The following is a 21,096-nucleotide window of genomic DNA, read 5'->3' as shown; positions in this document are numbered from 1 at the left end:
TTCAATCATCTTTACGGTTTAAAACACTCGGTTCAAACCGTTCAATGCCGCCACACGATAGGCTTCTGCCATCGTTGGATAGTTAAAGGTCGTATTGACGAAATACTCAAGCGTGTTGTTACACTTCATGACCGCCTGTCCAATATGGATAATCTCTGAGGCGTGATTACCATAGCAGTGAATCCCTAGAATCTCTAGCGTCTCACGATGGAATAGGATTTTGAGTACGCCCGTACGCTCACCAATGATTTGTGCGCGTGCCAGATGCTTAAAGAATGCTTGCCCGACTTCATAAGGGACTTTTTCGTCCGTCAGCTCTTGCTCGGTTTTGCCGATACATGAGATTTCAGGAATCGTATAGATACCAGTTGGTACGCTAGATACGGGTTCAGCATCGCTATCGCCAACCATAAAGGCAGCTGCACAGCGTCCTTGGTCATAAGCCGCTGATGCTAATGATGGCCAACCGATCACATCCCCTGCTGCATAGATGTTATCGACGTCCGTACGATAAGTGTCATCAACTTTTAGCTGACCACGGCTGTTCGCCTTTAGGCCAATAGCTTCTAGGTTTAGACCTTCGGTATTACCTGAGCGTCCGTTTGACCACAGAATTGCATCTGATTTGATTTTTTTACCACTTTTGAGATGCAGAATGACACAGTCATCATGGGTTTCAAGATGATCGATCTCTTCATTACTGCGAATAAGCACACCAAATTGTCTAAAATCGTGTGCAATCGCATCACTAATCTCACTATCAAGATAGTTGAGCAGCTGATCTTGGTTGTTAATTAAATCAACCTTATAACCAAGACCCGTAAAGATAGAAGCATACTCACAGCCAATCACGCCAGCACCATAAATGATGATTTTTTTAACGATATAATCCATTTGTAGAATTTTATCAGAATCAAAAACGCGTGGATGGTTAAAGTCTAAAATGTCAGGACGATACGGACGACTACCCACCGTTACGATGGCTTTGTTAAAGGTGATGGTCTCAAACACATTGTCATCGGTTTCAATACGCAGGGTGTGTTTATCGACAAAGCTGCCCCAACCTTGGATCACTTCAATACGGTTACGCTCATAAAACCCCGTGTGCGTATTGACTTGACGACGTATCACTTGACGCGCATTGGCAAGCACTCTATTGAGCGGCACTTGTTTATATTCCATCGCTTTGGTGAACATTGGATCACGGCGAAAGTTAATCAAGTTAAAGACCGACTGGCGCAGTGCTTTACTAGGAATGGTTCCTACGTGAGTCGAGTTGCCGCCCACCTGATCACGCGGATCAACGACGACGACTCGCTTGCCAGACTTGGTGAGTTTCATAGCAGCCGCTTCACCAGCAGGCCCTGCTCCCAATATCACTACATCATACTCATACTTATGATCATCGCTTTTTAGACGACGAGAGTCTTTGGCAAAACCAGATTTGATATCAATACGGGTATCATCGAGCGGATTGATAAGGTCAGGATGGTGCATGACATCATCGGTGACTTGCTCATGAGTTTGTTCAATTCTTTGTTTTTTATCTTTGCCTTCGGTATGCTCAGGGTTGGGCGTGCGGCCGTTTTCTTTATTGGATACTTCGGTATGAACGTCTTTACCCGTATCATTGGTCGCGTCGCTTGCACTTTTACTTACCATGATGCCCTCTTTGTATTTATTAGATAGATATTGAGACAAATAAATGAATCTATGTAGATATGAATCAGACTCACTATACTAAATCGTGCCCACCATACGTTGTGACAGTATGTTTTGCAATGTCCAATGGCCAGTAGCGCTTTGCTGTCCTTCATCGATTTGTGGGCGGGCGCTGATCACATATTCTGTACCAAGGCTGGGGGCAAAGTCATCAATCCAGTCATAAGGGATTTGGAACACGCTGCCATCTCTCGATTTGGCAAGCAGGCACTGCATCGGTAATGCGGATTCGCACGCTACACGGTTTGGCATGATGGTCAACGTCTGCGCCTCTCCCAACACCACACTTGGTATATAACGCGGCTCAGGTACTGGATCCTTTGCAAATGGTGACGTTTGACAAGCACTCAATAAAGCGGTCGCACTCAACAAGCCTGCCAATAATAACGGTGCCTTGCTAGATTGATAAAATGAAATCATAAGATTCTCTGCATAATGATGTTGTGTTAAGTAGCATGTCTTCGTTACTGTTTTTATTGATACTCAATTAACCAATACGGCGCTTGAGACCGGTTTTCTGTAAGATACGTGTGGCGATCTCTTCAACAGACATCTCAGACACATCCAAGCTTGGAATACCGTGCGTAATATAGATGCCCTGTATCGCGCGCTGCTCTTGTTGGCATTGCTGATAGCTAGAGTAACGGCTGCCTGCACGGCGCTCTTGACGGATTTTTACTAAGCGATCGGTATCGATCAGTAAGCCAAACAGTTTGTCTTTGTGCTCACGCAAGGCTTTTGGTAGCTGGTTGTCATACAGATCATCTTCGGTCAAAGGATAGTTGGCCGCTCGAATACCGAACTGTAATGCTAAATATAGTGATGTTGGCGTTTTGCCAGAGCGTGATACCCCAACCAAAATAATATCTGCAGCATTATAATGACGCGTACGCGCACCATCATCATTGTCCAAAGCGAAATGAACCGCATCGATACGCTCTTTATAGGTCTCAGAATCGACATTGTCGTGGGCATGGCCTGAATGTCCATCTGGCTCTACACCTGTCTCTTCTGCGACGCGGCCAATCAAACCTTCATACATATCCAAATTACAGCTTTGTGCCGCATTAATTTTTTCACGGATATCAGGGTTAACAATCGTATCAAATACTAAGGGCAAAAATCCGTCCCTTTGATAGGCCATATTGATTTGCTCAACGGCGTCTTCTGCACGCTCAATACTGTCTACATAAGGCAATACGCGTGTCTCAAAGGGTATTGAAGCAAACTGACTCAAAATGGCACGGCCAAGTGTCTCAGCCGTAATGGCTGTCCCATCTGAGATAAAAAAGGCTGTTCTAACCGTTTGAGAGCTGTCCAAATTCAGTGCATGACGATTTTGGATAGTGGACTTGACTTGTTCAGACGGATTGCTTGAGTACATAACGTTGACACCTCGGTTGAAAACTCAATAATAATCTTCATTTCACTGGAATATTTCTGACTGAGTATTAATCTGTCTTATTTTAGGGTTGGCATATTCGGAATTAGCACGCTTTCACATACTACAGGTATAGTCATTTATACTGCCTAGCCATGCGCTACATTATACGCATATTAGCACCCTAATAGAAATCAATGTTACCCGTGTACACGTGAGAACCAACACAGATTTTAGTTTCGTTACCTTATTTTATTTGTTCTTTACCAAATGATTGACTGACTATATAAGCTAAATAACGATAAGACAGAAAGACAGATAAAAGTGTCAATACTAGTCCCAATGCTGATGGTGTACCAAAAATGCTCTACCAGTTTTACGACTATTTATTGCTTAACATTATGGTCTAATAAACAGCTAAATTCTGCATCAATACCTAGTCAGTTGCTTATCTAATTATTACTATTACTGGTATTTTGCTCATACTCAGACAACCAAATGTTAAGACAGCTGCTATAAATTATGTAGCGAATCCCGTAATTTGTATATTTTTAACAAGTTTTTTGGTCAAACCCCTCGAAATTCTCTAAATATGGCGGTATAATCCACCGTTATAATCCTTACTAAATAACCTTATTTTCTGGAGTTATCATGGCAGCGCAATCTACAGCACTTGTAATCAATCTTGATCAGCTAGGAAAAGACGACATTGAGATGGTCGGCGGTAAGAACGCCTCATTAGGTGAAATGATCAGCCATTTGTCTGATTTGGGTGTTAGTGTTCCAGGCGGCTTTGCCACCACTTCAAATGCATTTAACCGTTTTTTGAACGAAACTGGCTTGCTTGACAAGATCAACAGCGAACTAAAAACGCTAGATGTTGACGATGTCAAAAAACTTGCAGAAACAGGTAAAAAGATTCGTACTTGGATTATTGAGCAAGAGCTGCCAAAAGATCTTGAGCAAGAAGTGCGTCAGTCATTTGAAGTCATGAGTGGCGGCGAAGACATCGCTGTTGCCGTACGTTCTTCTGCGACTGCCGAAGATTTGCCAGATGCCTCGTTTGCTGGTCAGCAAGAGACATTCCTAAACATTCGCGGTATTGATAACGTTCTGATTGCGATTAAAGAAGTATTTGCGTCACTATATAATGACCGTGCTATCTCTTATCGTGTCCATAAAGGGTTTGAGCACGAAGGCGTTGCATTGTCTGCTGCCGTACAGCGTATGGTACGTTCAGAAACTGGCGCAGCTGGTGTGATGTTCACACTTGATACCGAAAGTGGTTTTGATCAAGTGGTATTTATCACATCAAGCTACGGCCTAGGCGAAATGGTCGTACAGGGTGCGGTTAACCCAGATGAATTCTATATCTCAAAACAATTGCTAGCCAACGGTAAACCGTCAGTTATCCGCCGTAACCTAGGCAGCAAGCATAAGAAAATGGTTTATGGCGATGAAGGCAGCACTGCCAAATCAGTCAAAACTGTCGATGTTGAAAAACAAGATCGTATGCAGTTCTCGTTATCTACTGAAGAGCTAACCTCACTTGCTAAGCAAGCCGTAACGATCGAAAAGCATTATGGCCAAGCGATGGATATCGAATGGGCTAAAGACGGTGATACTAACGAAATCTTTATCGTTCAAGCACGTCCAGAAACGGTTAAGAGTCGCCAAGACAGCAATGTCATGGAGCGTTATATCATCGACACCACCAACGCAAAAGTATTGTGTGAAGGTCGTTCAATCGGTCAACGTATCGGTTCAGGCAAAGTACGTATCGTTAGCAATCTAAACGAGATGGACAAAGTACAAGAAGGCGACGTACTCGTATCAGATATGACTGATCCGGATTGGGAACCAGTCATGAAGCGTGCTTCTGCTATCATCACTAACCGTGGTGGCCGTACCTGTCACGCAGCTATCATCGCGCGTGAGCTAGGCGTACCAGCCATCGTTGGTTGTGGTAATGCAACAGAGCTATTGGTTGATGGTCAAGACGTGACCGCTTCTTGTGCAGAAGGTGATACTGGTTTCATTTATGAGAGCCAAATCGACTTTGAAGTACAGACCAACTCTGTTGAGTCTATGCCAGATCTTGCATTCAAAGTCATGATGAACGTCGGTAACCCAGATCGTGCATTCTCATTCACGCAAATGCCAAACGAAGGTATTGGTCTTGCGCGTCTAGAATTCATCATCAACCGTATGATTGGTGTGCATCCAAAAGCCTTGCTAAACATGAACAGCTTGCCACGTGAAATTGCACAAGCTATCCAAGAGCGTATCGCTGGTTATGCCTCACCTGTTGACTTCTATGTTGATAAATTGGTTGAAGGTATCTCAACCCTAGCCGTTGCCTTTATGGATCAGCCAGTCATCGTTCGTATGTCAGATTTTAAATCTAACGAATACGCAAACTTGTTAGGTGGTAAGTTATACGAGCCATCAGAAGAAAACCCAATGCTTGGTTTCCGCGGTGCAAGTCGTTATGTGTCTGACAACTTCCGTGATTGCTTTGAGCTTGAGTGTAAAGCACTGAAGCGCGTACGTGACGAGATGGGATTGACCAACGTCGAGATTATGATTCCTTTCGTACGTACCGTTGGTGAAGCAGCACAGGTCATCGAGCTACTTGAGAAAAATGGTCTGAAACGTGGTGAAAACGGTCTGCGCATCATCATGATGTGTGAACTACCAACCAATGCCCTATTGGCAGAAGAATTCCTAGAATACTTCGATGGTTTCTCAATCGGCTCTAACGATTTGACTCAGTTGACGCTTGGTCTAGATCGTGATTCAGGTATCGTCTCTCACCTATTTGATGAGCGTGATCCTGCGGTTAAGAAGCTGTTATCTATGGCTATCGATGCTTGCCGTAAGCAAAACAAATATGTCGGTATCTGTGGTCAAGGTCCATCAGACCATCCAGATCTAGCGTTCTGGCTCATGGAACAAGGTATCAGCTCAGTTTCATTAAACCCTGATTCTGTACTAGATACTTGGTTCTTCTTAGCTGGTGAAGAAGCAAAGTAAACCATTAGATTGAGTTCTAACGGTCATTCACACAGTCACTAAAGATACCACTATTAGGGTCTATTTGATTTTTTCAAATAGACCCTAATATAATGTATCAAGACATGACTAACTATGCAGGCAATTATGCAGATTTTCCTTGCTCGAAATAACGTACAAGCTGGCCCATATGATTTGGCTCAGCTCAATATCATGCTGGCATCTGGTGAAGTGTTTCTGGATGATTTGATGTGGCATGATGGTTTGGGTCAGTGGCAACGCGTCGGTGACTTAACCAATAATCAAACGGTTTATAGACCGACCAGTGCTAACACGCCTGAAGTAAATGACTCTATCATTAATAATGTGACCGTCTTCCCTGAAGATACAAACAAAGCAAAAGATGATAAGTCTGTATCGTTAGATAGACTGTATGGCAAGCCTGAACGTCCTAAAAACGTGAAAGCCGATATGACGACCAATCGTCATCAAACGCCGCATAACAATGTATCGTTGAGCAAAACTACTGCCAAGAAAATTGCTGCAGACAAAGTCGTCGGCAATGTGGTACTTGCGCCTATCATGTCACGCATATTGGCAACCGCGCTTAATGGTCTATTGTACATATTGGCCATACTGCCATTAGTAATGGCATTGACCAAAATGGATGTGGATTATAGTAAATTCCAAAACATTCAAGATATGGACGCCGCTTACCAGTACTCAATGACACTCATGGAAAGCCTTCCTAGTAGCACATTGATGATGTCACAGGTAATGGTTTTTGGTCTATTTGCACTGCAGCTGGTATTTATCACCATGCGTGGTCAATCACTAGGTAAAGTCATCACTGGTATTCGGGTCGTCGATCAAACCACGCACCGTCTGCCTTCGTTTATTAAGCTGATTGGCACGCGTACGCTACTGTTATTTATTATCTATAACCTGCTATTTTCATTTACCAGCTTTTTAGGTTTTGTGATTATTGCCATTCACTATTACATGGCATCGAAAAGTCCTGAAAACATTGGCTGGCATGACAAACTTGCCAAAACCCTAGTGGTAAAAGCAGACAGCAGTCAACTGGTAAAAAAATCAAAGTCTGAATAACTGTAGTGTCGGTTATCAATCATATAGCTCGTTATACTTATAAAAAAGCTGCGTACTATCGCGGCTTTTTTATTGAGCAAAGCCTATGTATTTTCTTTTTATATTTTATTGACAGTACCGTAGAGATTAACCTTTGTGTTAATTGTTAAGTACTGTTATAATACGGCGCTTTATAAACTAAGCTTATTCCTCATTATTTTTGATAGGATTTGGGCTTACCTTATAAATCTCCTTGCTATTAACATAGGGTTAATAGCTACTAATCCGTAAGGAGTCATAATGCGACATTACGAACTGGTGTTACTTGTACACCCAGACCAAAGCGACCAAGTGGTCGGCATGGTTGAGCGCTATATCAAGTTAGTTCAAGACAATAACGGTGTTATCCATCGTTTAGAAGATTGGGGCCGCCGTCAATTGGCATATCCAATCAACAAGATTCACAAAGCTCATTACGTTCTTTTCAACATTGAAACTGACGGTGAAACTTTAGCTGAACTTGAAGAATTATTCCGTTATAACGACGCGATCATTCGTAGTCTAGTTATGCGCCGTGACGACGCTGTCACTGAAGAGTCGCAGTTAGCCAAGAATGCCGATGAAAAACGCGCACGCAAAGCAACTACTCGTCGTCCAGACAGTCGTGAAAACGATAATGACGACAACGACAACAGTGAAGACTAATTAAAGGAGAATACTCATGGCACGTTTCTATCGCCGTCGCAAATTCTGCCGTTTCACTGCTGAAGGCATCACTCACATCGATTATAAAGATGTTGAATTGCTAAAACAGTATATCAGTGATAATGGTAAAATCGTACCAAGCCGCATTACCGGTACATCTACTAAATATCAGCGTCAACTAGCTACTGCTATCAAGCAAGCTCGTTATTTATCGCTACTTCCATACACTGATAACCATCAGGGTTAACCGTTAATTAACTAGGAATGACTCATGCAAATTATTTTGTTACAGCGTATCGTCAACCTTGGTAAACTCGGTGAAACCGTCGATGTGAAACCAGGTTACGGACGTAACTTTCTTATCCCTTTGGGTAAAGCACTACCTGCTACTAAAGCTAACATTGAAAAGTTCGAAGCACGTCGTGCTGAACTTGAAGCTGAAGAAGCGAAAGAAGTAGCTATTGCTCAAGAACGTGCTGATGCATTGACTGACGTTAATGTCATCATGCGCGCTAAATCAGGTGACGAAGGCAAGCTATTCGGCTCTATCGGTACTCGCGATATCGCTGAAGCATTGACTAACTCAGGTCTAGAAGTAGACCGTGCTGAAATCAAGCTTCCTGAAGGCACTTTACGTCAAGTTGGCGAATACAATGTTGATATTCAGCTACACCATGACGTTACTGCTAGCATCTTAGTGACTATTCTTTCTGAAGATAGCAACGAAGATTTAGCTGACGAAGAAGAAGCTGGCGAAGACTATTCTGAAGAATAATCTTCTCGATAGTTAGGTTCAGTTCTAAAAAAACCAGTGACTCAATGTCGCTGGTTTTTTTATGCGTGCTGTTTTTGGTTTAGAGTTATATATAAGCTATTCATATTATTAACGCATACAGCTCTATCACGCTAAATTAGGATTTTATATATCACCAAACAGCTTAGGATTATCAAAAAACCTATTGCTTGGATAGCGATGTTGTCCAAGCAATATTGTAGTAACTAAATGCAACAACTCACTTAAAAATGCTATACCAGACAACAAGATACTGCCTATATAATCATCTTTATTCTCATTAGCAGGATTGATAATCTACTGCTATTTTATGGACTGCTAGGGCGCAAGAATATGAAAGAAAATAATGATATCCATACTGATGATAGGCTCATCTGTACCCAAGGTAATGAATACTATGCCGAAGGCGAAGTTTATACGGTTGGTAGAATCGTCAACGACAAATACTTTCAACTGCTGACCAGTGGCAATGATGACCATTGGTACGCCACATTAGATGATCATGGCATCTATGTTAGTTTTGGTACTTTGATAGCCGGAGATAATAAAGCATTTTTTGATAAGATTGCTTAAAAATAGACCTCACTAAAAATACTATCTTGATAACAATAATAATTTAGATATTAGTACTCATAGCTCGGTTAAAACTGGTCATTATAAATGACCAGTTTTTTTTGGTTTAAGAATGATAGAAGTAACGATACAGCATATAGAACGGTCTCACAAAGAACCTCAGATACGCTTGGAAAATGGCCGATAACAGCGTCTCTTCCTTAAATTTATTTCCTAGTCGCGTCTATTTACTATAAAATATGCCCCTTTAAAATTTCGTATCGTTATTGATGCCTGTTCGCATGAATAATTCATTAAGATATAAACCATATTGAGACAGTGATGATTGTATTTTGGCTTGTGCTGACCATTCTTTTTATTATTTTCGCTACTGCAAAATTAAAGTGGCATCCTTTTTTAGTGTTGATTTTATCTGCTTTCTTGGTTGCACTCTTTTACCAAGTACCGCTCAATACTGTCGCTAAGACCATCTCTGATGGCTTTGGTGGTATCTTAGGTTATATCGGTCTAGTGATTGTATTCGGTACTATTATCGGCTTAATACTTGAGAAAACTGGTGCAGCCATTGTCATGGCAGAAACCGTTATCAAAGTGTTGGGGCCGCGCTTCCCTACTCTGACCATGTCTATCGTCGGTGCAGTCGTGTCAGTACCTGTATTCTGTGACTCAGGCTACATCATCTTAAACTCTTTAAAAGAGACCTTAGCTGAACGTTTAAAAGTATCTAGTGTGGCGATGAGCATTGCCTTAGCCACTGGCTTGTACGCAACACATACTTTCGTACCACCGACACCAGGTCCGATTGCAGCGGCAGGTAATCTAGGATTAGAATCCAATCTAGGTTTGGTCATTATGGTCGGTGTGGTCGTGACAGCCGTTGCTGTATTGGCGGGCTGGTGGTGGTCTAATCGTTTTCTGAATGTGACGCCTGATAATATAGATGCGCTGGATGCACCAGCAGCAACATTACCTGAAAACATGAAAATGCGTGACGACTATAGCAATATGCCGTCAGCAACGATGGCGTTTTTACCTATTATCGTTCCTATCGTATTGATCTGCTTATCGTCTGTTGCTAACTTCCCAAGCGCGCCGTTTGGTAGTGGTATGGTAACCGATATCTTGGTATTTATTGGTAATCCGTTAACGGCCTTGCTCATCGGTTTGTTCTTGTCATTTTTACTGATCAATACCGAGCAAAAAACACAGCAGATCAGTGACAGCATCTCACAAGGTTTGGTCGTTGCCGCTCCTATCTTATTGATTACTGGTGCTGGTGGTGCATTTGGTGCCATGCTAAAAGTGACACCAATCGGTGACTATTTAGGTACGACATTGTCTGCATTAGGACTTGGTATCTTTATGCCATTCATCGTCTCTGCTGCACTAAAGACGGCGCAAGGCTCAACCACCGTAGCGCTAGTCACTACCTCTGCAATGGTTGCACCGTTATTGGATCAAATTGGTCTAGACAGTGAGCTAGGTCGTGTATTTTGTGTGATGGCCATTGGTGCCGGTGCTATGACTATCTCACATGCCAATGACAGCTTCTTTTGGATTGTCAGTCAGTTTAGCCGCATGAGTGTGTCACAGGCATACAAAGCCCACTCGATGGCAACTGGTATTCAAGGCGTGACCAGTATTGTGTTTATCTGGCTGTTGACCTTAGTATTCATTTAACAGTGTTCATTTAACACATTCGCTGAAATATCCAGAAAGACGTTCAAAAATACCCAGAGAGACATTCATGAAGATTTTAATCGCCCCCGACTCGTTCAAAGAAAGCTTAGAAGCACTGGATGTTTGCCGCGCCATTCAATCTGGTTTTAGTCAGGTATTTCCTGATGCTGACTATACGCTATTGCCAATGGCCGATGGCGGTGAAGGCACCTCTGCGGTATTGTCTTATGTATTGGGCGGTCGTTGGAAAGACGTTAGAGTACATGATCCTTTAATGCGACCGATCACGGCTAAATATTTGCTATTACCGGATAATACTGCCGTTATCGAGATTGCTCAAGCTTGCGGATTACATTTGTTAAAGGCGACAGAACGCAATCCTGTTACTACCAGTAGTTATGGTGTCGGTGAATTGATTGCGGATGCTTTAGATGAAGGCGCCAAGCGTATTATCATCGGTCTGGGTGGTAGTGGAACCAATGACGCAGGTCTTGGCATGCTCATGTCACTGGGTATGACATTTCATGATGTCAATGACAGCTTGCTCACTCATGGTGGTGGCGCACTTGCCCAGCTGCATAGGATTGATAATCGTCATCTTAATGCAAGGATTCTCGATACGGTGTTTGAAGTCGCTTGTGATGTGACCAACCCATTATGCGGACTATTGGGCGCGAGTGCCGTGTTCGGGCCGCAAAAAGGCGCTTATCCAGAGCAAGTCAACGAACTGGATAAGGCACTGAGTCACTTTGCGGCTGTGTGCGACCAGCAAGGCTATGATGAGTGTCAAAATATCGAAGGCGCAGGAGCCGCTGGTGGTCTTGGCTATGCGATGATGACGTTTTTTAACGCGCAGTTAAAATCAGGGTTTAACACCGTCGCCGAAGTGGCTCATTTGTCAGAGCATATCGCTGAGGCTGATCTGGTCATCACAGGCGAAGGCAAACTAGACGTACAGACTGCCATGGGTAAAGTGGCAGGCGGTATCAGTCATATCGCTAAAGCCAATAATACGCCTGTCATCGCCATCTGCGGCAGTGTAGACGGTTTAAAACCTGCGCAAACCAGCCAGTTCGATGTCATTATGCCAAGTATTCAAAAGATAGATACTCTCGATAATGTGCTGAGTCAGGCTTATGACAATATCGAAACGACAGCAGCCAATATTGCGGCGGCCATCAAATTAGGTCAATCAATGGCATAATGCAGATTTATAATTTATAGTCAGCGCATGTATCCATCAATACTATATTGACCTTGCTCTATTTCTATAACCATTTTTTTACTTCATTAATGACAGTATGTATTCTATTAGAGAGTGCCCGCTGTCGTCTTATGGCAAGATATAGCGTCTCGCTAACGGCAACGGGCAGATAGTGACTGTGAATAAGCTCAGGCTTTGGATAAGCAGCCACTGCGTGTGCAGGTAGCACGGTGAAGCCTATTCCTCTACTGACGGGCTCTAAAATCAGACCTATCTGATTGGAAAAGCCTTTTTTCTCAAAGTCATTGATATGCTGGAATTGCTCGTAATTGGCGGTCAGTAGCATACCTGCATGATGTGCACCATCTGGATGATCAATAAATCCAAGCTCCATGAGCTGCTCCCAACTTGGCTCTACTGTAGCCGCAGGTGTCACTAGTATCAGTGATTCTTGCGCCACGGGTTTGTAGCTAACTGTCTCATCCCCTGAGATATCCGTCATAAAACCAATATCAATCTCATGATTTGCCAGTGCTCGTTCGATATCAGTATTGGGTGCAAAGCGATAATCAATCACTAGATTAGGATGCTGCTGCTGTAGTGTCAACAGCTGCGGATACAGCTTAAGCCCCACGCTACCCGGTGACATCAGTCGCACCAATCCTTCATAAGGTGGATCCTCACCGATACGCTGTTCTAAATTTGATAAGCGCTGCAATATCTCGCCTGCTTCTTTATAAAGCTGCTCACCTGCATTGGTCAATGAGAACTGCTTTCCTTGTCGAATCAGCAAGTCAATCTCTAGTTGCTCCTCTAACTTACTTATGTGCTGGCTCACACCGGACTGCGTCATATATAGGCGTTCAGCCGTACGAGTAAAGTGCCCAACTTCAGCAAGCGTACAGAAAGTTCGTAGCCATGTAATATTTATCATTACGTTTCATACTTATTTATATAATATTTGATAATTTTACATAATGGCAGTGCATTTGTATACTGGCCTCACGTTAAACAAGAGTACAGCAAACAGGAGCACAAGCCATGAACAACGTTTATCCAAGAAGCTTTTCGCACATCGGTCTTTCAGTCCCTGACCTAGATGCAGCCGTGAAATTCTATACTGAAGTAATGGGTTGGTATACCATCATGGAACCTACTGAGATTGTCGAAGATGACAGCCCTATTGGCGAGATGTGTACTGAAGTATTCGGTTCAGGTTGGGGAAGCTTCCGTATCGCTCACCTCTCGACTGGCGACCGTATCGGTGTTGAGATTTTTGAATTTAAGAATCAAGAGAACCCTGAAAACAATTTTGAATACTGGAAAACTGGTATCTTTCACTTCTGCGTTCAAGATCCAAATGTTGAAGAGTTGGCTGAGCGTATGGTTGCAGCAGGCGGTAAAAAACGTATGGAAAAACCACGCTACTACTACCCTGGTGAAAAGCCATATCGCATGATTTATATGGAAGACCCGTTCGGTAACATCGTTGAAATATATAGCCACAGCTATGAGCTTATCTATAGCGAAGGCGCATACTAATCTCAAGATAAATACAGCTTAGTATGGTCTTAGCTTAAATCTGACTGACAAACCAATAGCGTACTCATCACCTGAGTGCGCTATTTTTGTTTTTGAGCACTCTATATTAATAAACTATTGTATAGACTATAAGCCATGCTACTATTTAGATAGCTGTATATATCACTTACCAAACCCAACTACCCATTATCAAGGATGATAAATGACACAATCTGACATTACTCTAGATATAGATGATCTTCTTGTTATTAGAGAAGACAATAAAGAGAGTGGCGTGGTCACACTCACACTGAATCGCCCAAAACAATTTAATGCATTATCCGTTGAAGTACTGTCTGCCATGCAAACAGAGCTAGACCACATCGCTCAAGACGCTACAGTCAGAGTTGTGGTTATTCAAGCGACAGGCAAGGCATTCTGCGCTGGTCATAATCTAAAGCAAATGCACGCGCACTCAGATGAAGCATTTCATCGTGCCCTATTCCAGCAATGTAGTCATATGATGCTAACCATTAATCAAATGCCGCAAGTCGTCATTGCAAAAGTGCAAGGCATTGCCACCGCTGCAGGGTGTCAGCTAGTCGCAGCTTGTGATTTGGCAATAGCCGCTGATGATGCAAAGTTTGCCACCTCTGGGATAAACGTTGGACTTTTCTGCTCCACACCTGCTGTTGCAGTCAGCCGTAACTTACCTCGTAAGCAAGCGTTTGAGATGCTGATTACTGGTGAGTTTATCGACGCGCATACTGCCTTAAAATATGGCTTGATCAATCGAGTAGCGCCAGCAGAACAATTAGAGCAAGTCTTGCAGTCCTTAGTAACGGCGATCACTGCCAAGTCTTCGGTAGCGGTAAGAACTGGTAAAGACATGTTTTATAAGCAACTGAATATGAGCCTCGAAGATGCTTATGACTATGCCAGTGACGTGATGACCTGCAATATGATGGCGAACGATGTGAGCGAAGGTATTGATGCTTTTATTGAGAAGCGCCAAGCCGTGTGGAAAGGATACTAACTCTCATATAAAAAGGCCATGATATCGCTATCATAGCCTTTTTATTTAACACAGGTGCTACGAACAAATTATTATTCAGCAGCGATGGCAATCATCTCAACCAATAGCTCAGGGCGTGCCAATGCTGATTCGCCACAAGCACGTGCTGGTGGTTGAATGCCTTCAAAAAATTTGTCATAGACTTCATTCATAGCAGCAAAATCTGCCATATCTTTGATCCAAACCGTTACTGATAGTAGTTTTGATTTGTCACTACCCACTTCTTCTAGCAAGGTTTGGATTTTTTCTAAGCAAGTCAAGGTTTGTGCTTTGATATCGTCTTCTGCATTACCTACCTGACCACATAAATAGATAGTCTGGTTATGAATTACGGTTTTGCTCATACGTTGAGTGCTGTGTAGCTTCTTTATCATATTATATACCTTCAGTTTATTAATTTAAGTCTGTGCTAAATCTAGCAGATATGCGCTTATTTTGAAAAACGCTGAGCACTAAATGGTGCAAGGTTTACTAATGATGGCTTTTCATGAATCATTTCTTCAACCAGACGCCCTGTCATAGGCCCTAAGGTGAAACCCTGATGGCTATGACCAAATGCGAACCATAGTTTGTCATGCTTATCCGCAGGACCAATAACTGGCTTCATATCAGGCATACAAGGACGTGATCCTGCCCAAGCTTCAGATTCTACTGCGTCTTCTAATGGTAAGATTTTGCGAGCCAGCTTCAGAACGGTTTTTAATTGACCAAAGTTCTTTGGCGCATCCATGGTGGTCATCTCAGCACCAGTCGTAATACGGATACCTTGCTGCATTGGACCCATCACAAAGCCTTTGTCCATGTCGAACATACTGTGATTGATGGTGTTTTTTTCCGTCACTTTGAAATGCTGATGATAACCACGCATTGGGAACAATGGCAGGTTATAGCCTAGCGGTCTGATCAAGTCGTTCGACCATGGACCCGCTGCAATGACCAACTTATCACTATAGTAAGTGTCATTATCAGTGATGATTTTCCAGCCTTCGCCGTCTTGTGCGATTTCTTTTACATCGCTCTCTTTGATCGTGCCACCCATCTCTTGGAAATTTTTTGCATACGCTTTGACTAGCGAGCTTGGGTTCGATACTTGCCAAGAGTTTTTCCAATGAATCGCACCAACGAAACCTTCGAAATTGGCACTAGGCTCCATGGCTTTTAGTGCTTCAAGATTTAATACGTTGTGCTCAACACCTTGGTTGCGTGCATCAATGGCTGCTACTTGCGCTTCTTTAAACGTCTCTTCAGAACGATGCAGCTGTAACCAGCCGTCACGCGTGATTAGCTCGTCAGCACCAGATGCTTCAATCATCGTTTGATGTTCACTGGTGCAATGCTCAATCAGTGTCTGCCACTCTGATTCGATTTGCTTGACAGTCGCAGGTACAGAGTATTTCCAGTACTGTAGCAGCGCTTGATGGTAACGCAGAATCGCTGGGATGCGATAGCGAATATCAGTACCTTGGTTCGGTAATACTCTGATCATCTCAGTCAATTGACGAGGAAAAGGATGGGTATGAATGGCTTCGCGCTGAATCAATCCAGCATTACCATATGAGGTCTCTGACCCTGGCAGCTTCTTGTCTAGCATCAATACTTGTGAATTGTTTTTTTGTAAATGCCACGCAACTGACGTGCCAACCATACCTGCACCGATAACGATCACTTCATAGCGCATAACCTATCCTTTTCTTAGGGTGTTAATACAGAGTATCAAATACGAGGGTCTAACGGAATAAGGTGGTAATAGTAACGCATTGAGCTAAATATGAAACCCCAATCTTATAAATATTTTTGCTATTAAATACTTTTGGTTATCCCTTTAGTAGTAACGTATTTTCAAAAGGAATAGCTAAAGCATTTAGCAGTAACTTGGCAGCAAAAATGAGGAAAACAGGCTGAAATCCTGCACGAGTTTCTCTTCTTGATTTCTCTTCTTATAGTAACGTACTAATTACAACGCTAAGTAATGTCGTAGAAAACCTGACTCAGCCATGTCATCGATGAACAAAGAAAATTACCACCATACTGGATCATCATTCTCCTCTCTCACCTGTTTAGAAGCTTTGACGGTGACCTCATTCGCAGACAGCTCCGCGATAAAGCGTGATGGTTTGTCAAAATACCCTGAATAACTGGCGAAGTAATCAGGTGCCGTTAGGTAAAGTCTAGTCTTTGCTCGACTACAAGCAACATAGAATAATTTACGCTCTTCTTCTAACTCCTCAAAGTCATCCAACGAGCGATGATGCGGCGTGATACCATCGACCAATGAATTAATAAACACCACTGGCCACTCTAGCCCTTTAGCACTATGAATGGTCGAAATAGTGACTTTATCACTGTCATTATTATCTGGTTTACTGGTTGTTGCTACCGAGTCATTGGGTGGGTCGAGTGCCAAATTTTCTAAGAAGTTATCAAGGCTGCTGTGTTCTGTTGCCAAGTTTTTGAGCACACGGAAATCCTCGTTACGCTCTCGCCAATTCTCTTCAATCGTTTTTAAGACAGGAATATAGAAATCTAAAATATGCTCAATGACCGTCTCGACTGATTCAGCCTGATTTGCCTTAGTCAGCGTATTGTATAAAGGCTCAAGCTGTGCACTTTTTTTAGCAAACTTCGCCGTGAGTAGTGGCTCAAAGGAGTTGTTATCGGCATTAATCGCTTGGGTCAAACGCGTCGCGGTGACTGTCCCAACGCCTTGGAACAAGGTTAAAATACGATGCCATGCAATCGTATCATTGGGGTTATAAAGAATTTTAATAAAGGCCAAAACGTCTTTGATATGTCGCCTTTCGACGAACTTAATACCACCTACTACGATGAATGGAATATGACGCTCCATAAACTCTAGCTGGACATAGTTAGACTGAAACGATGTGCGGCACAGTACCGCAAAATCATTGTAATCATGATCTGACTTTAGCTCGATGATTTTATCGGCGATATATTTGGCTTCTTTTGTCTCATTGGTTAGGCGGCTAAATATTGGCTTATGCCCACTTATCGATGCGCCAGAGTACAGCTGCTTTTGATAGCCTAGCGTGATTTGCTCAGACAAGGCGTTGATATAATCTAAAACAGCGGGCGTACTACGATAGTTTTGTTCGAGCTTAATCAGCTTAGCATCGGGATAGGTCTCACCAAATAACAGAATGTTTTCGTAATTGGCACCGCGGAAAGCATAAATACTTTGATTGTCATCACCGACCACCATCAGCGATACCGACTCAGGCTCACAAATCAAATCTATCAGCTGCTTTTGCGGAATATTGGTGTCTTGATATTCATCAACCATGATATAGCGATATTGGTTTTGTAGCATTTGGCGAAAGGTATCATTGGTTTTTAAGTGGCGCACGACCTGACTAATAATATCATCAAAATCGTAGAGATGATTGGCACGCTTATACTCATGAAAATCGACTGCCAATTGTTCGATAATAGGAATATGCACAGCGATATCAGGATAACTGCTTTCGATTAAATCGCGGATATGAATACGTCTATTCCGAGAGCTAGAAATAATATTTTGCAATGTTTTCTTACGTGGAAAGGCCTGGCTTTTGGTTTGCGCAGGATACTTTTTTTCTTTATGAATTAAGTCGATGGCATCTTCACTATCGCCCGTGTCTAAAATCGTAAATCGCGGATTGATACCGAGCAGCCCTGAATACTGGCGCAATAGCATATTGCAGAATGAGTGAAAAGTACCACTGGTGATGCTATTTAATGCTTTATCAGTTGGCAGCTTGTCTTCAGCCAACTCATCATTAGACAAGCTGCTTGCCAGCAAGAACTTAGCTCTATCTTTTATTTCATTGGCGGCTTTACGCGTAAAGGTCAGTAGCAAGATGCTTTTGGGCTTAACTCCGTTCTCTAACAAATAACTGGTGCGATACGTTAGCGTTTTAGTCTTACCTGAGCCTGCACCAGCAATCACTAGCACCTTGCCTTCGATAGTTGTGGCAGCTAATAATTGGTCAGGATTTAACTCGCGGGCATAGTCTACTTTCAATCCTAATTCACCACTCAACTTTTGATTTAGTAACTCAATATTGGCATCGTCATTAGCATCGATTAAATTTGCCTCTAGCTTTTTAATCGCCTTTTCCAGACGTGCCAGCTTGGGCTTAATCTCCATGAAATTCTGCGGATAATTATAGTGGCGCGTGTCAAAGATAGTGGTAGTCATTATAGGATTTTGCCTTTCATTTTATTTTAGCGGCCTTTATCAATACGGCGCATTTATCATTTATACCTGACTGTTTATAGCTTTAGAATAAGTATGATTTGCTAAACCTAGCAGAATATATGTGCTGAATTTTCGTGAAATTTAAGCCGTTATCTATACGTGACAGTTTACCATATTAAAAAATAGGGTTTATTAGCTCACATAAACTATGTGTCACTCGTATTGATTAACCTTGTTCATTTTCAAGCCTCAAATATAGCCTGCTTTTATCATCAACCTGCTTATCATTATCAGGTAAAAACCTGAGCATATACCGTAACAACCTCACCCCTATTCCGGTAAATTTGCTACAATGTGCCCAATTTTGATTTATCATTTAACCAAACTTTATACCAACTGATTTTATTAATACATTGAGAGAATGTTATGGGTTTTAATTGCGGCATCGTCGGCCTACCAAACGTGGGTAAATCCACCTTGTTTAATGCGTTGACCAAAGCGGGTATCGCCGCTGAAAACTTTCCATTTTGTACCAAAGATCCCAACACCGGTATCGTACCAGTACCAGACCCACGCCTAAAGAAATTGGCTGACATCGTCAATCCTGAACGCGTACTACCAACGACCATGGAGTTTGTTGATATCGCAGGTCTAGTCGCAGGCGCATCAAAAGGCGAAGGCATGGGCAACCAATTTCTAGCCAACATCCGTGAGACTGATGCGATTGCTCATGTCGTGCGCTGTTTTGATGATGACAACGTCGTCCACGTCGATGGCCGCGTCAGCCCAATTGATGACATCGAAACCATCAATACTGAGCTCGCATTGGCAGATTTAGAGGCCGTTGAGCGCGCTATACTCAACTTGACCAAAAAGGCCAAAGGCGGTGACAAAGACGCTGGTGCTATGCTTGATATCTTCAAAAAAATTGAGCCCTTATTAGCAGATGGTCAGGCAGCACGTGCCGCCAATCTTGATTCAGATGAGAAAAAACTCATCAGAAGCTATGGTTTAATCACGCTAAAGCCAACCATGTATATCGCTAACGTCTCTGAGGATGGCTTTGAAAACAATCCTTACCTTGATGCCGTTCGCAACTACGCCACTGGTGAAGACTCTATCGTCATCGCGCTATGCAACCAGATTGAATCTGAAATCGCTCAGCTTGATGAAGACGACAAAAAAGACTTCCTAGCTGAGATGGATATGGAAGAGGCCGGTCTTGATCAAGTCATTCGCGGTGGTTATGACTTACTGGATATGCAGACCTACTTTACCGCTGGTGTAAAAGAAGTGCGTGCTTGGACCGTCGCTGTTGGTGCAACTGCCCCGCAAGCTGCTGGCGTGATTCATACTGATTTTGAGCGCGGTTTCATTCGTGCCGAAGTCATCGCTTATGATGATTTCATCGAACACAACGGTGAAAAAGGCGCAGGCGCTGCTGGTAAATCGCGTCTAGAAGGCAAAACATACATCGTGCAAGATGGTGATGTGATGCATTTCCGCTTTAACGTGTAACGTTAAGCGGTAGATAATATTTAAAACTAATAAAGCCGATGTTGGAGAATCTCTAGCATCGGCTTTATTTTGTAAATTAATTGTTATATTATAACATATCTTTATTTTTGCTTATTTGAGGACGTATATTATGGCTGCTTATTTCTCTTTTTCTAAACTTGCAAGTGCTGCACTAATAGGAAGCGTAGTGACAGGCTCACTATTGGGCTGTCAACCTAGTACTGACACTGAGGTAGTAACCGCCGTAGAGGATCACGAAGGTCACGAAGGCCATGATGAGCACGAAGGTCACGAAGAACATGAGGGTCATGACCATGCCAGTGCAGGTGCGCCATTTTCTTGTGAGCCTACTGCTACTATTGATGTTTCTTACCATAATGACAGCACACCACAGACAGCGACCCTACTCATCGACGGTCTAGAGTACGACTTAACAGCTGCTGTTGATAGTGACGCTGATAAGGCCATCTATATGAGTGATATCGGCCTAGATGATACTCATGGCATCATCTGGCAAGTAAATGGTGACAAAGCAACCTTGCTCAATAAAACATTGGACAGCAATGTGGCTATCGAAAAGGAAGACGTCCTTTTTAACTGCCAGAAATCTTAATGTAGTTCT

General features: G+C 42.7%; 19 protein-coding genes. 12 read left to right on the top strand and 7 right to left on the bottom strand.

The window, feature by feature from the left end:
• Positions 1-18: 18 nt before the first annotated feature.
• The 3 genes from sthA to IP510_RS01465 form a co-directional block, all read right to left on the bottom strand.
• Positions 19-1,662 carry a Si-specific NAD(P)(+) transhydrogenase gene (gene sthA / locus IP510_RS01475; protein ID WP_194363019.1) on the bottom strand — a complete coding sequence of 548 codons (1,644 nt, stop codon included), beginning with the start codon at positions 1,660-1,662 and terminating at the stop codon, positions 19-21.
• A 78-nt stretch (positions 1,663-1,740) separates the two neighbouring features.
• Positions 1,741-2,142 (bottom strand): DUF4377 domain-containing protein, encoded by a 402-nt coding sequence (locus IP510_RS01470; protein ID WP_194363018.1) that lies wholly within the window; start codon positions 2,140-2,142, stop codon positions 1,741-1,743.
• Between the two features lie 67 nt (positions 2,143-2,209).
• Positions 2,210-3,106: a pyruvate, water dikinase regulatory protein gene (locus IP510_RS01465; RefSeq protein WP_227669409.1), complete on the bottom strand. Its 897-nt coding sequence runs from the start codon at positions 3,104-3,106 to the stop codon at positions 2,210-2,212.
• Between the two features lie 648 nt (positions 3,107-3,754).
• On the opposite strand from IP510_RS01465, the gene ppsA reads away from it, so the two are divergent.
• From ppsA to IP510_RS01425, 8 genes are all read left to right on the top strand, one after another.
• On the top strand, positions 3,755-6,139 hold the full coding sequence (gene ppsA / locus IP510_RS01460) for a phosphoenolpyruvate synthase (protein WP_194363017.1): 2,385 nt from the start codon (positions 3,755-3,757) through the stop codon (positions 6,137-6,139).
• Positions 6,140-6,253: 114 nt separating this feature from the next.
• Positions 6,254-7,228 (top strand): RDD family protein, encoded by a 975-nt coding sequence (locus tag IP510_RS01455; protein WP_194363016.1) that lies wholly within the window; start codon positions 6,254-6,256, stop codon positions 7,226-7,228.
• Positions 7,229-7,507: 279 nt separating this feature from the next.
• Complete coding sequence (gene rpsF, locus IP510_RS01450; protein WP_045446907.1) at positions 7,508-7,912, top strand: 30S ribosomal protein S6; 405 nt, start codon at positions 7,508-7,510, stop codon at positions 7,910-7,912.
• Positions 7,913-7,928: 16 nt separating this feature from the next.
• A complete protein-coding gene (rpsR, locus tag IP510_RS01445) occupies positions 7,929-8,159 on the top strand; it encodes a 30S ribosomal protein S18 (protein ID WP_010198808.1) in 231 nt (76 codons plus the stop codon).
• Between the two features lie 24 nt (positions 8,160-8,183).
• The gene (gene rplI / locus IP510_RS01440) at positions 8,184-8,687 is read left to right on the top strand and encodes a 50S ribosomal protein L9 (protein ID WP_194363015.1); all 504 of its coding nucleotides are present in this window, start codon (positions 8,184-8,186) and stop codon (positions 8,685-8,687) included.
• Positions 8,688-9,038: 351 nt separating this feature from the next.
• Positions 9,039-9,278 (top strand): hypothetical protein, encoded by a 240-nt coding sequence (locus IP510_RS01435; protein WP_194363014.1) that lies wholly within the window; start codon positions 9,039-9,041, stop codon positions 9,276-9,278.
• Between the two features lie 321 nt (positions 9,279-9,599).
• A complete protein-coding gene (locus tag IP510_RS01430) occupies positions 9,600-10,958 on the top strand; it encodes a GntP family permease (protein ID WP_227669408.1) in 1,359 nt (452 codons plus the stop codon).
• Between the two features lie 67 nt (positions 10,959-11,025).
• On the top strand, positions 11,026-12,162 hold the full coding sequence (locus IP510_RS01425; protein WP_194363012.1) for a glycerate kinase: 1,137 nt from the start codon (positions 11,026-11,028) through the stop codon (positions 12,160-12,162).
• Between the two features lie 64 nt (positions 12,163-12,226).
• Here IP510_RS01425 and IP510_RS01420 read toward each other — a convergent pair whose 3' ends face one another.
• On the bottom strand, positions 12,227-13,096 hold the full coding sequence (locus tag IP510_RS01420; RefSeq protein WP_194363011.1) for a LysR family transcriptional regulator: 870 nt from the start codon (positions 13,094-13,096) through the stop codon (positions 12,227-12,229).
• 107 nt (positions 13,097-13,203) lie between these two features.
• On the opposite strand from IP510_RS01420, the gene IP510_RS01415 reads away from it, so the two are divergent.
• Both IP510_RS01415 and IP510_RS01410 read left to right on the top strand, forming a co-directional pair.
• Positions 13,204-13,704, top strand: coding sequence for a lactoylglutathione lyase family protein (locus tag IP510_RS01415; protein WP_194197411.1), 501 nt, complete (start codon positions 13,204-13,206; stop codon positions 13,702-13,704).
• Positions 13,705-13,906: 202 nt separating this feature from the next.
• Positions 13,907-14,719 (top strand): enoyl-CoA hydratase, encoded by an 813-nt coding sequence (locus tag IP510_RS01410; RefSeq protein WP_194363010.1) that lies wholly within the window; start codon positions 13,907-13,909, stop codon positions 14,717-14,719.
• A 71-nt stretch (positions 14,720-14,790) separates the two neighbouring features.
• On the opposite strand, the gene IP510_RS01405 is transcribed toward IP510_RS01410, so the two are convergent.
• The 3 genes from IP510_RS01405 to IP510_RS01395 all read right to left on the bottom strand — a co-directional run bounded on the left by IP510_RS01405 (position 14,791) and on the right by IP510_RS01395 (position 18,956).
• Positions 14,791-15,129, bottom strand: a complete 339-nt coding sequence (locus IP510_RS01405; protein WP_194197603.1) for a RidA family protein — start codon at positions 15,127-15,129, stop codon at positions 14,791-14,793.
• A gap of 59 nt (positions 15,130-15,188) precedes the next feature.
• Positions 15,189-16,436, bottom strand: coding sequence for an NAD(P)/FAD-dependent oxidoreductase (locus IP510_RS01400; protein WP_194197409.1), 1,248 nt, complete (start codon positions 16,434-16,436; stop codon positions 15,189-15,191).
• 339 nt (positions 16,437-16,775) lie between these two features.
• Complete coding sequence (locus tag IP510_RS01395) at positions 16,776-18,956, bottom strand: ATP-dependent helicase (RefSeq protein WP_194363009.1); 2,181 nt, start codon at positions 18,954-18,956, stop codon at positions 16,776-16,778.
• Positions 18,957-19,382: 426 nt separating this feature from the next.
• On the opposite strand from IP510_RS01395, the gene ychF reads away from it, so the two are divergent.
• Both ychF and IP510_RS01385 read left to right on the top strand, forming a co-directional pair.
• Positions 19,383-20,474 (top strand): redox-regulated ATPase YchF, encoded by a 1,092-nt coding sequence (gene ychF / locus IP510_RS01390; protein WP_194363008.1) that lies wholly within the window; start codon positions 19,383-19,385, stop codon positions 20,472-20,474.
• 130 nt (positions 20,475-20,604) lie between these two features.
• On the top strand, positions 20,605-21,087 hold the full coding sequence (locus IP510_RS01385) for a hypothetical protein (RefSeq protein WP_194363007.1): 483 nt from the start codon (positions 20,605-20,607) through the stop codon (positions 21,085-21,087).
• The last annotated feature ends 9 nt before the right edge of the window (positions 21,088-21,096 follow it).

The sequence above is a fragment of the Psychrobacter sp. NG254 genome (assembly GCF_015277735.1).
Lineage (GTDB): Bacteria > Pseudomonadota > Gammaproteobacteria > Pseudomonadales > Moraxellaceae > Psychrobacter.
Note: the sequence above shows the minus strand (reverse complement) of the source record. Positions and strands in the feature narration are given on the sequence as shown.

Coding starts and splice junctions, on each gene's coding strand:
- rplI (WP_194363015.1), top strand. CDS start 8,184: ATGCAAATTATTTTGTTACAGCGTATCGTCAACCTTGGTAAACTCGGT.
- IP510_RS01470 (WP_194363018.1), bottom strand. CDS start 2,142: ATGATTTCATTTTATCAATCTAGCAAGGCACCGTTATTATTGGCAGGC.
- ychF (WP_194363008.1), top strand. CDS start 19,383: ATGGGTTTTAATTGCGGCATCGTCGGCCTACCAAACGTGGGTAAATCC.
- IP510_RS01395 (WP_194363009.1), bottom strand. CDS start 18,956: ATGACTACCACTATCTTTGACACGCGCCACTATAATTATCCGCAGAAT.
- IP510_RS01430 (WP_227669408.1), top strand. CDS start 9,600: ATGATTGTATTTTGGCTTGTGCTGACCATTCTTTTTATTATTTTCGCT.
- rpsF (WP_045446907.1), top strand. CDS start 7,508: ATGCGACATTACGAACTGGTGTTACTTGTACACCCAGACCAAAGCGAC.
- rpsR (WP_010198808.1), top strand. CDS start 7,929: ATGGCACGTTTCTATCGCCGTCGCAAATTCTGCCGTTTCACTGCTGAA.
- IP510_RS01410 (WP_194363010.1), top strand. CDS start 13,907: ATGACACAATCTGACATTACTCTAGATATAGATGATCTTCTTGTTATT.
- IP510_RS01385 (WP_194363007.1), top strand. CDS start 20,605: ATGGCTGCTTATTTCTCTTTTTCTAAACTTGCAAGTGCTGCACTAATA.
- IP510_RS01425 (WP_194363012.1), top strand. CDS start 11,026: ATGAAGATTTTAATCGCCCCCGACTCGTTCAAAGAAAGCTTAGAAGCA.
- sthA (WP_194363019.1), bottom strand. CDS start 1,662: ATGGTAAGTAAAAGTGCAAGCGACGCGACCAATGATACGGGTAAAGAC.
- IP510_RS01455 (WP_194363016.1), top strand. CDS start 6,254: ATGCAGGCAATTATGCAGATTTTCCTTGCTCGAAATAACGTACAAGCT.
- IP510_RS01435 (WP_194363014.1), top strand. CDS start 9,039: ATGAAAGAAAATAATGATATCCATACTGATGATAGGCTCATCTGTACC.
- IP510_RS01465 (WP_227669409.1), bottom strand. CDS start 3,106: ATGTACTCAAGCAATCCGTCTGAACAAGTCAAGTCCACTATCCAAAAT.
- IP510_RS01415 (WP_194197411.1), top strand. CDS start 13,204: ATGAACAACGTTTATCCAAGAAGCTTTTCGCACATCGGTCTTTCAGTC.
- IP510_RS01420 (WP_194363011.1), bottom strand. CDS start 13,096: ATGATAAATATTACATGGCTACGAACTTTCTGTACGCTTGCTGAAGTT.
- ppsA (WP_194363017.1), top strand. CDS start 3,755: ATGGCAGCGCAATCTACAGCACTTGTAATCAATCTTGATCAGCTAGGA.
- IP510_RS01400 (WP_194197409.1), bottom strand. CDS start 16,436: ATGCGCTATGAAGTGATCGTTATCGGTGCAGGTATGGTTGGCACGTCA.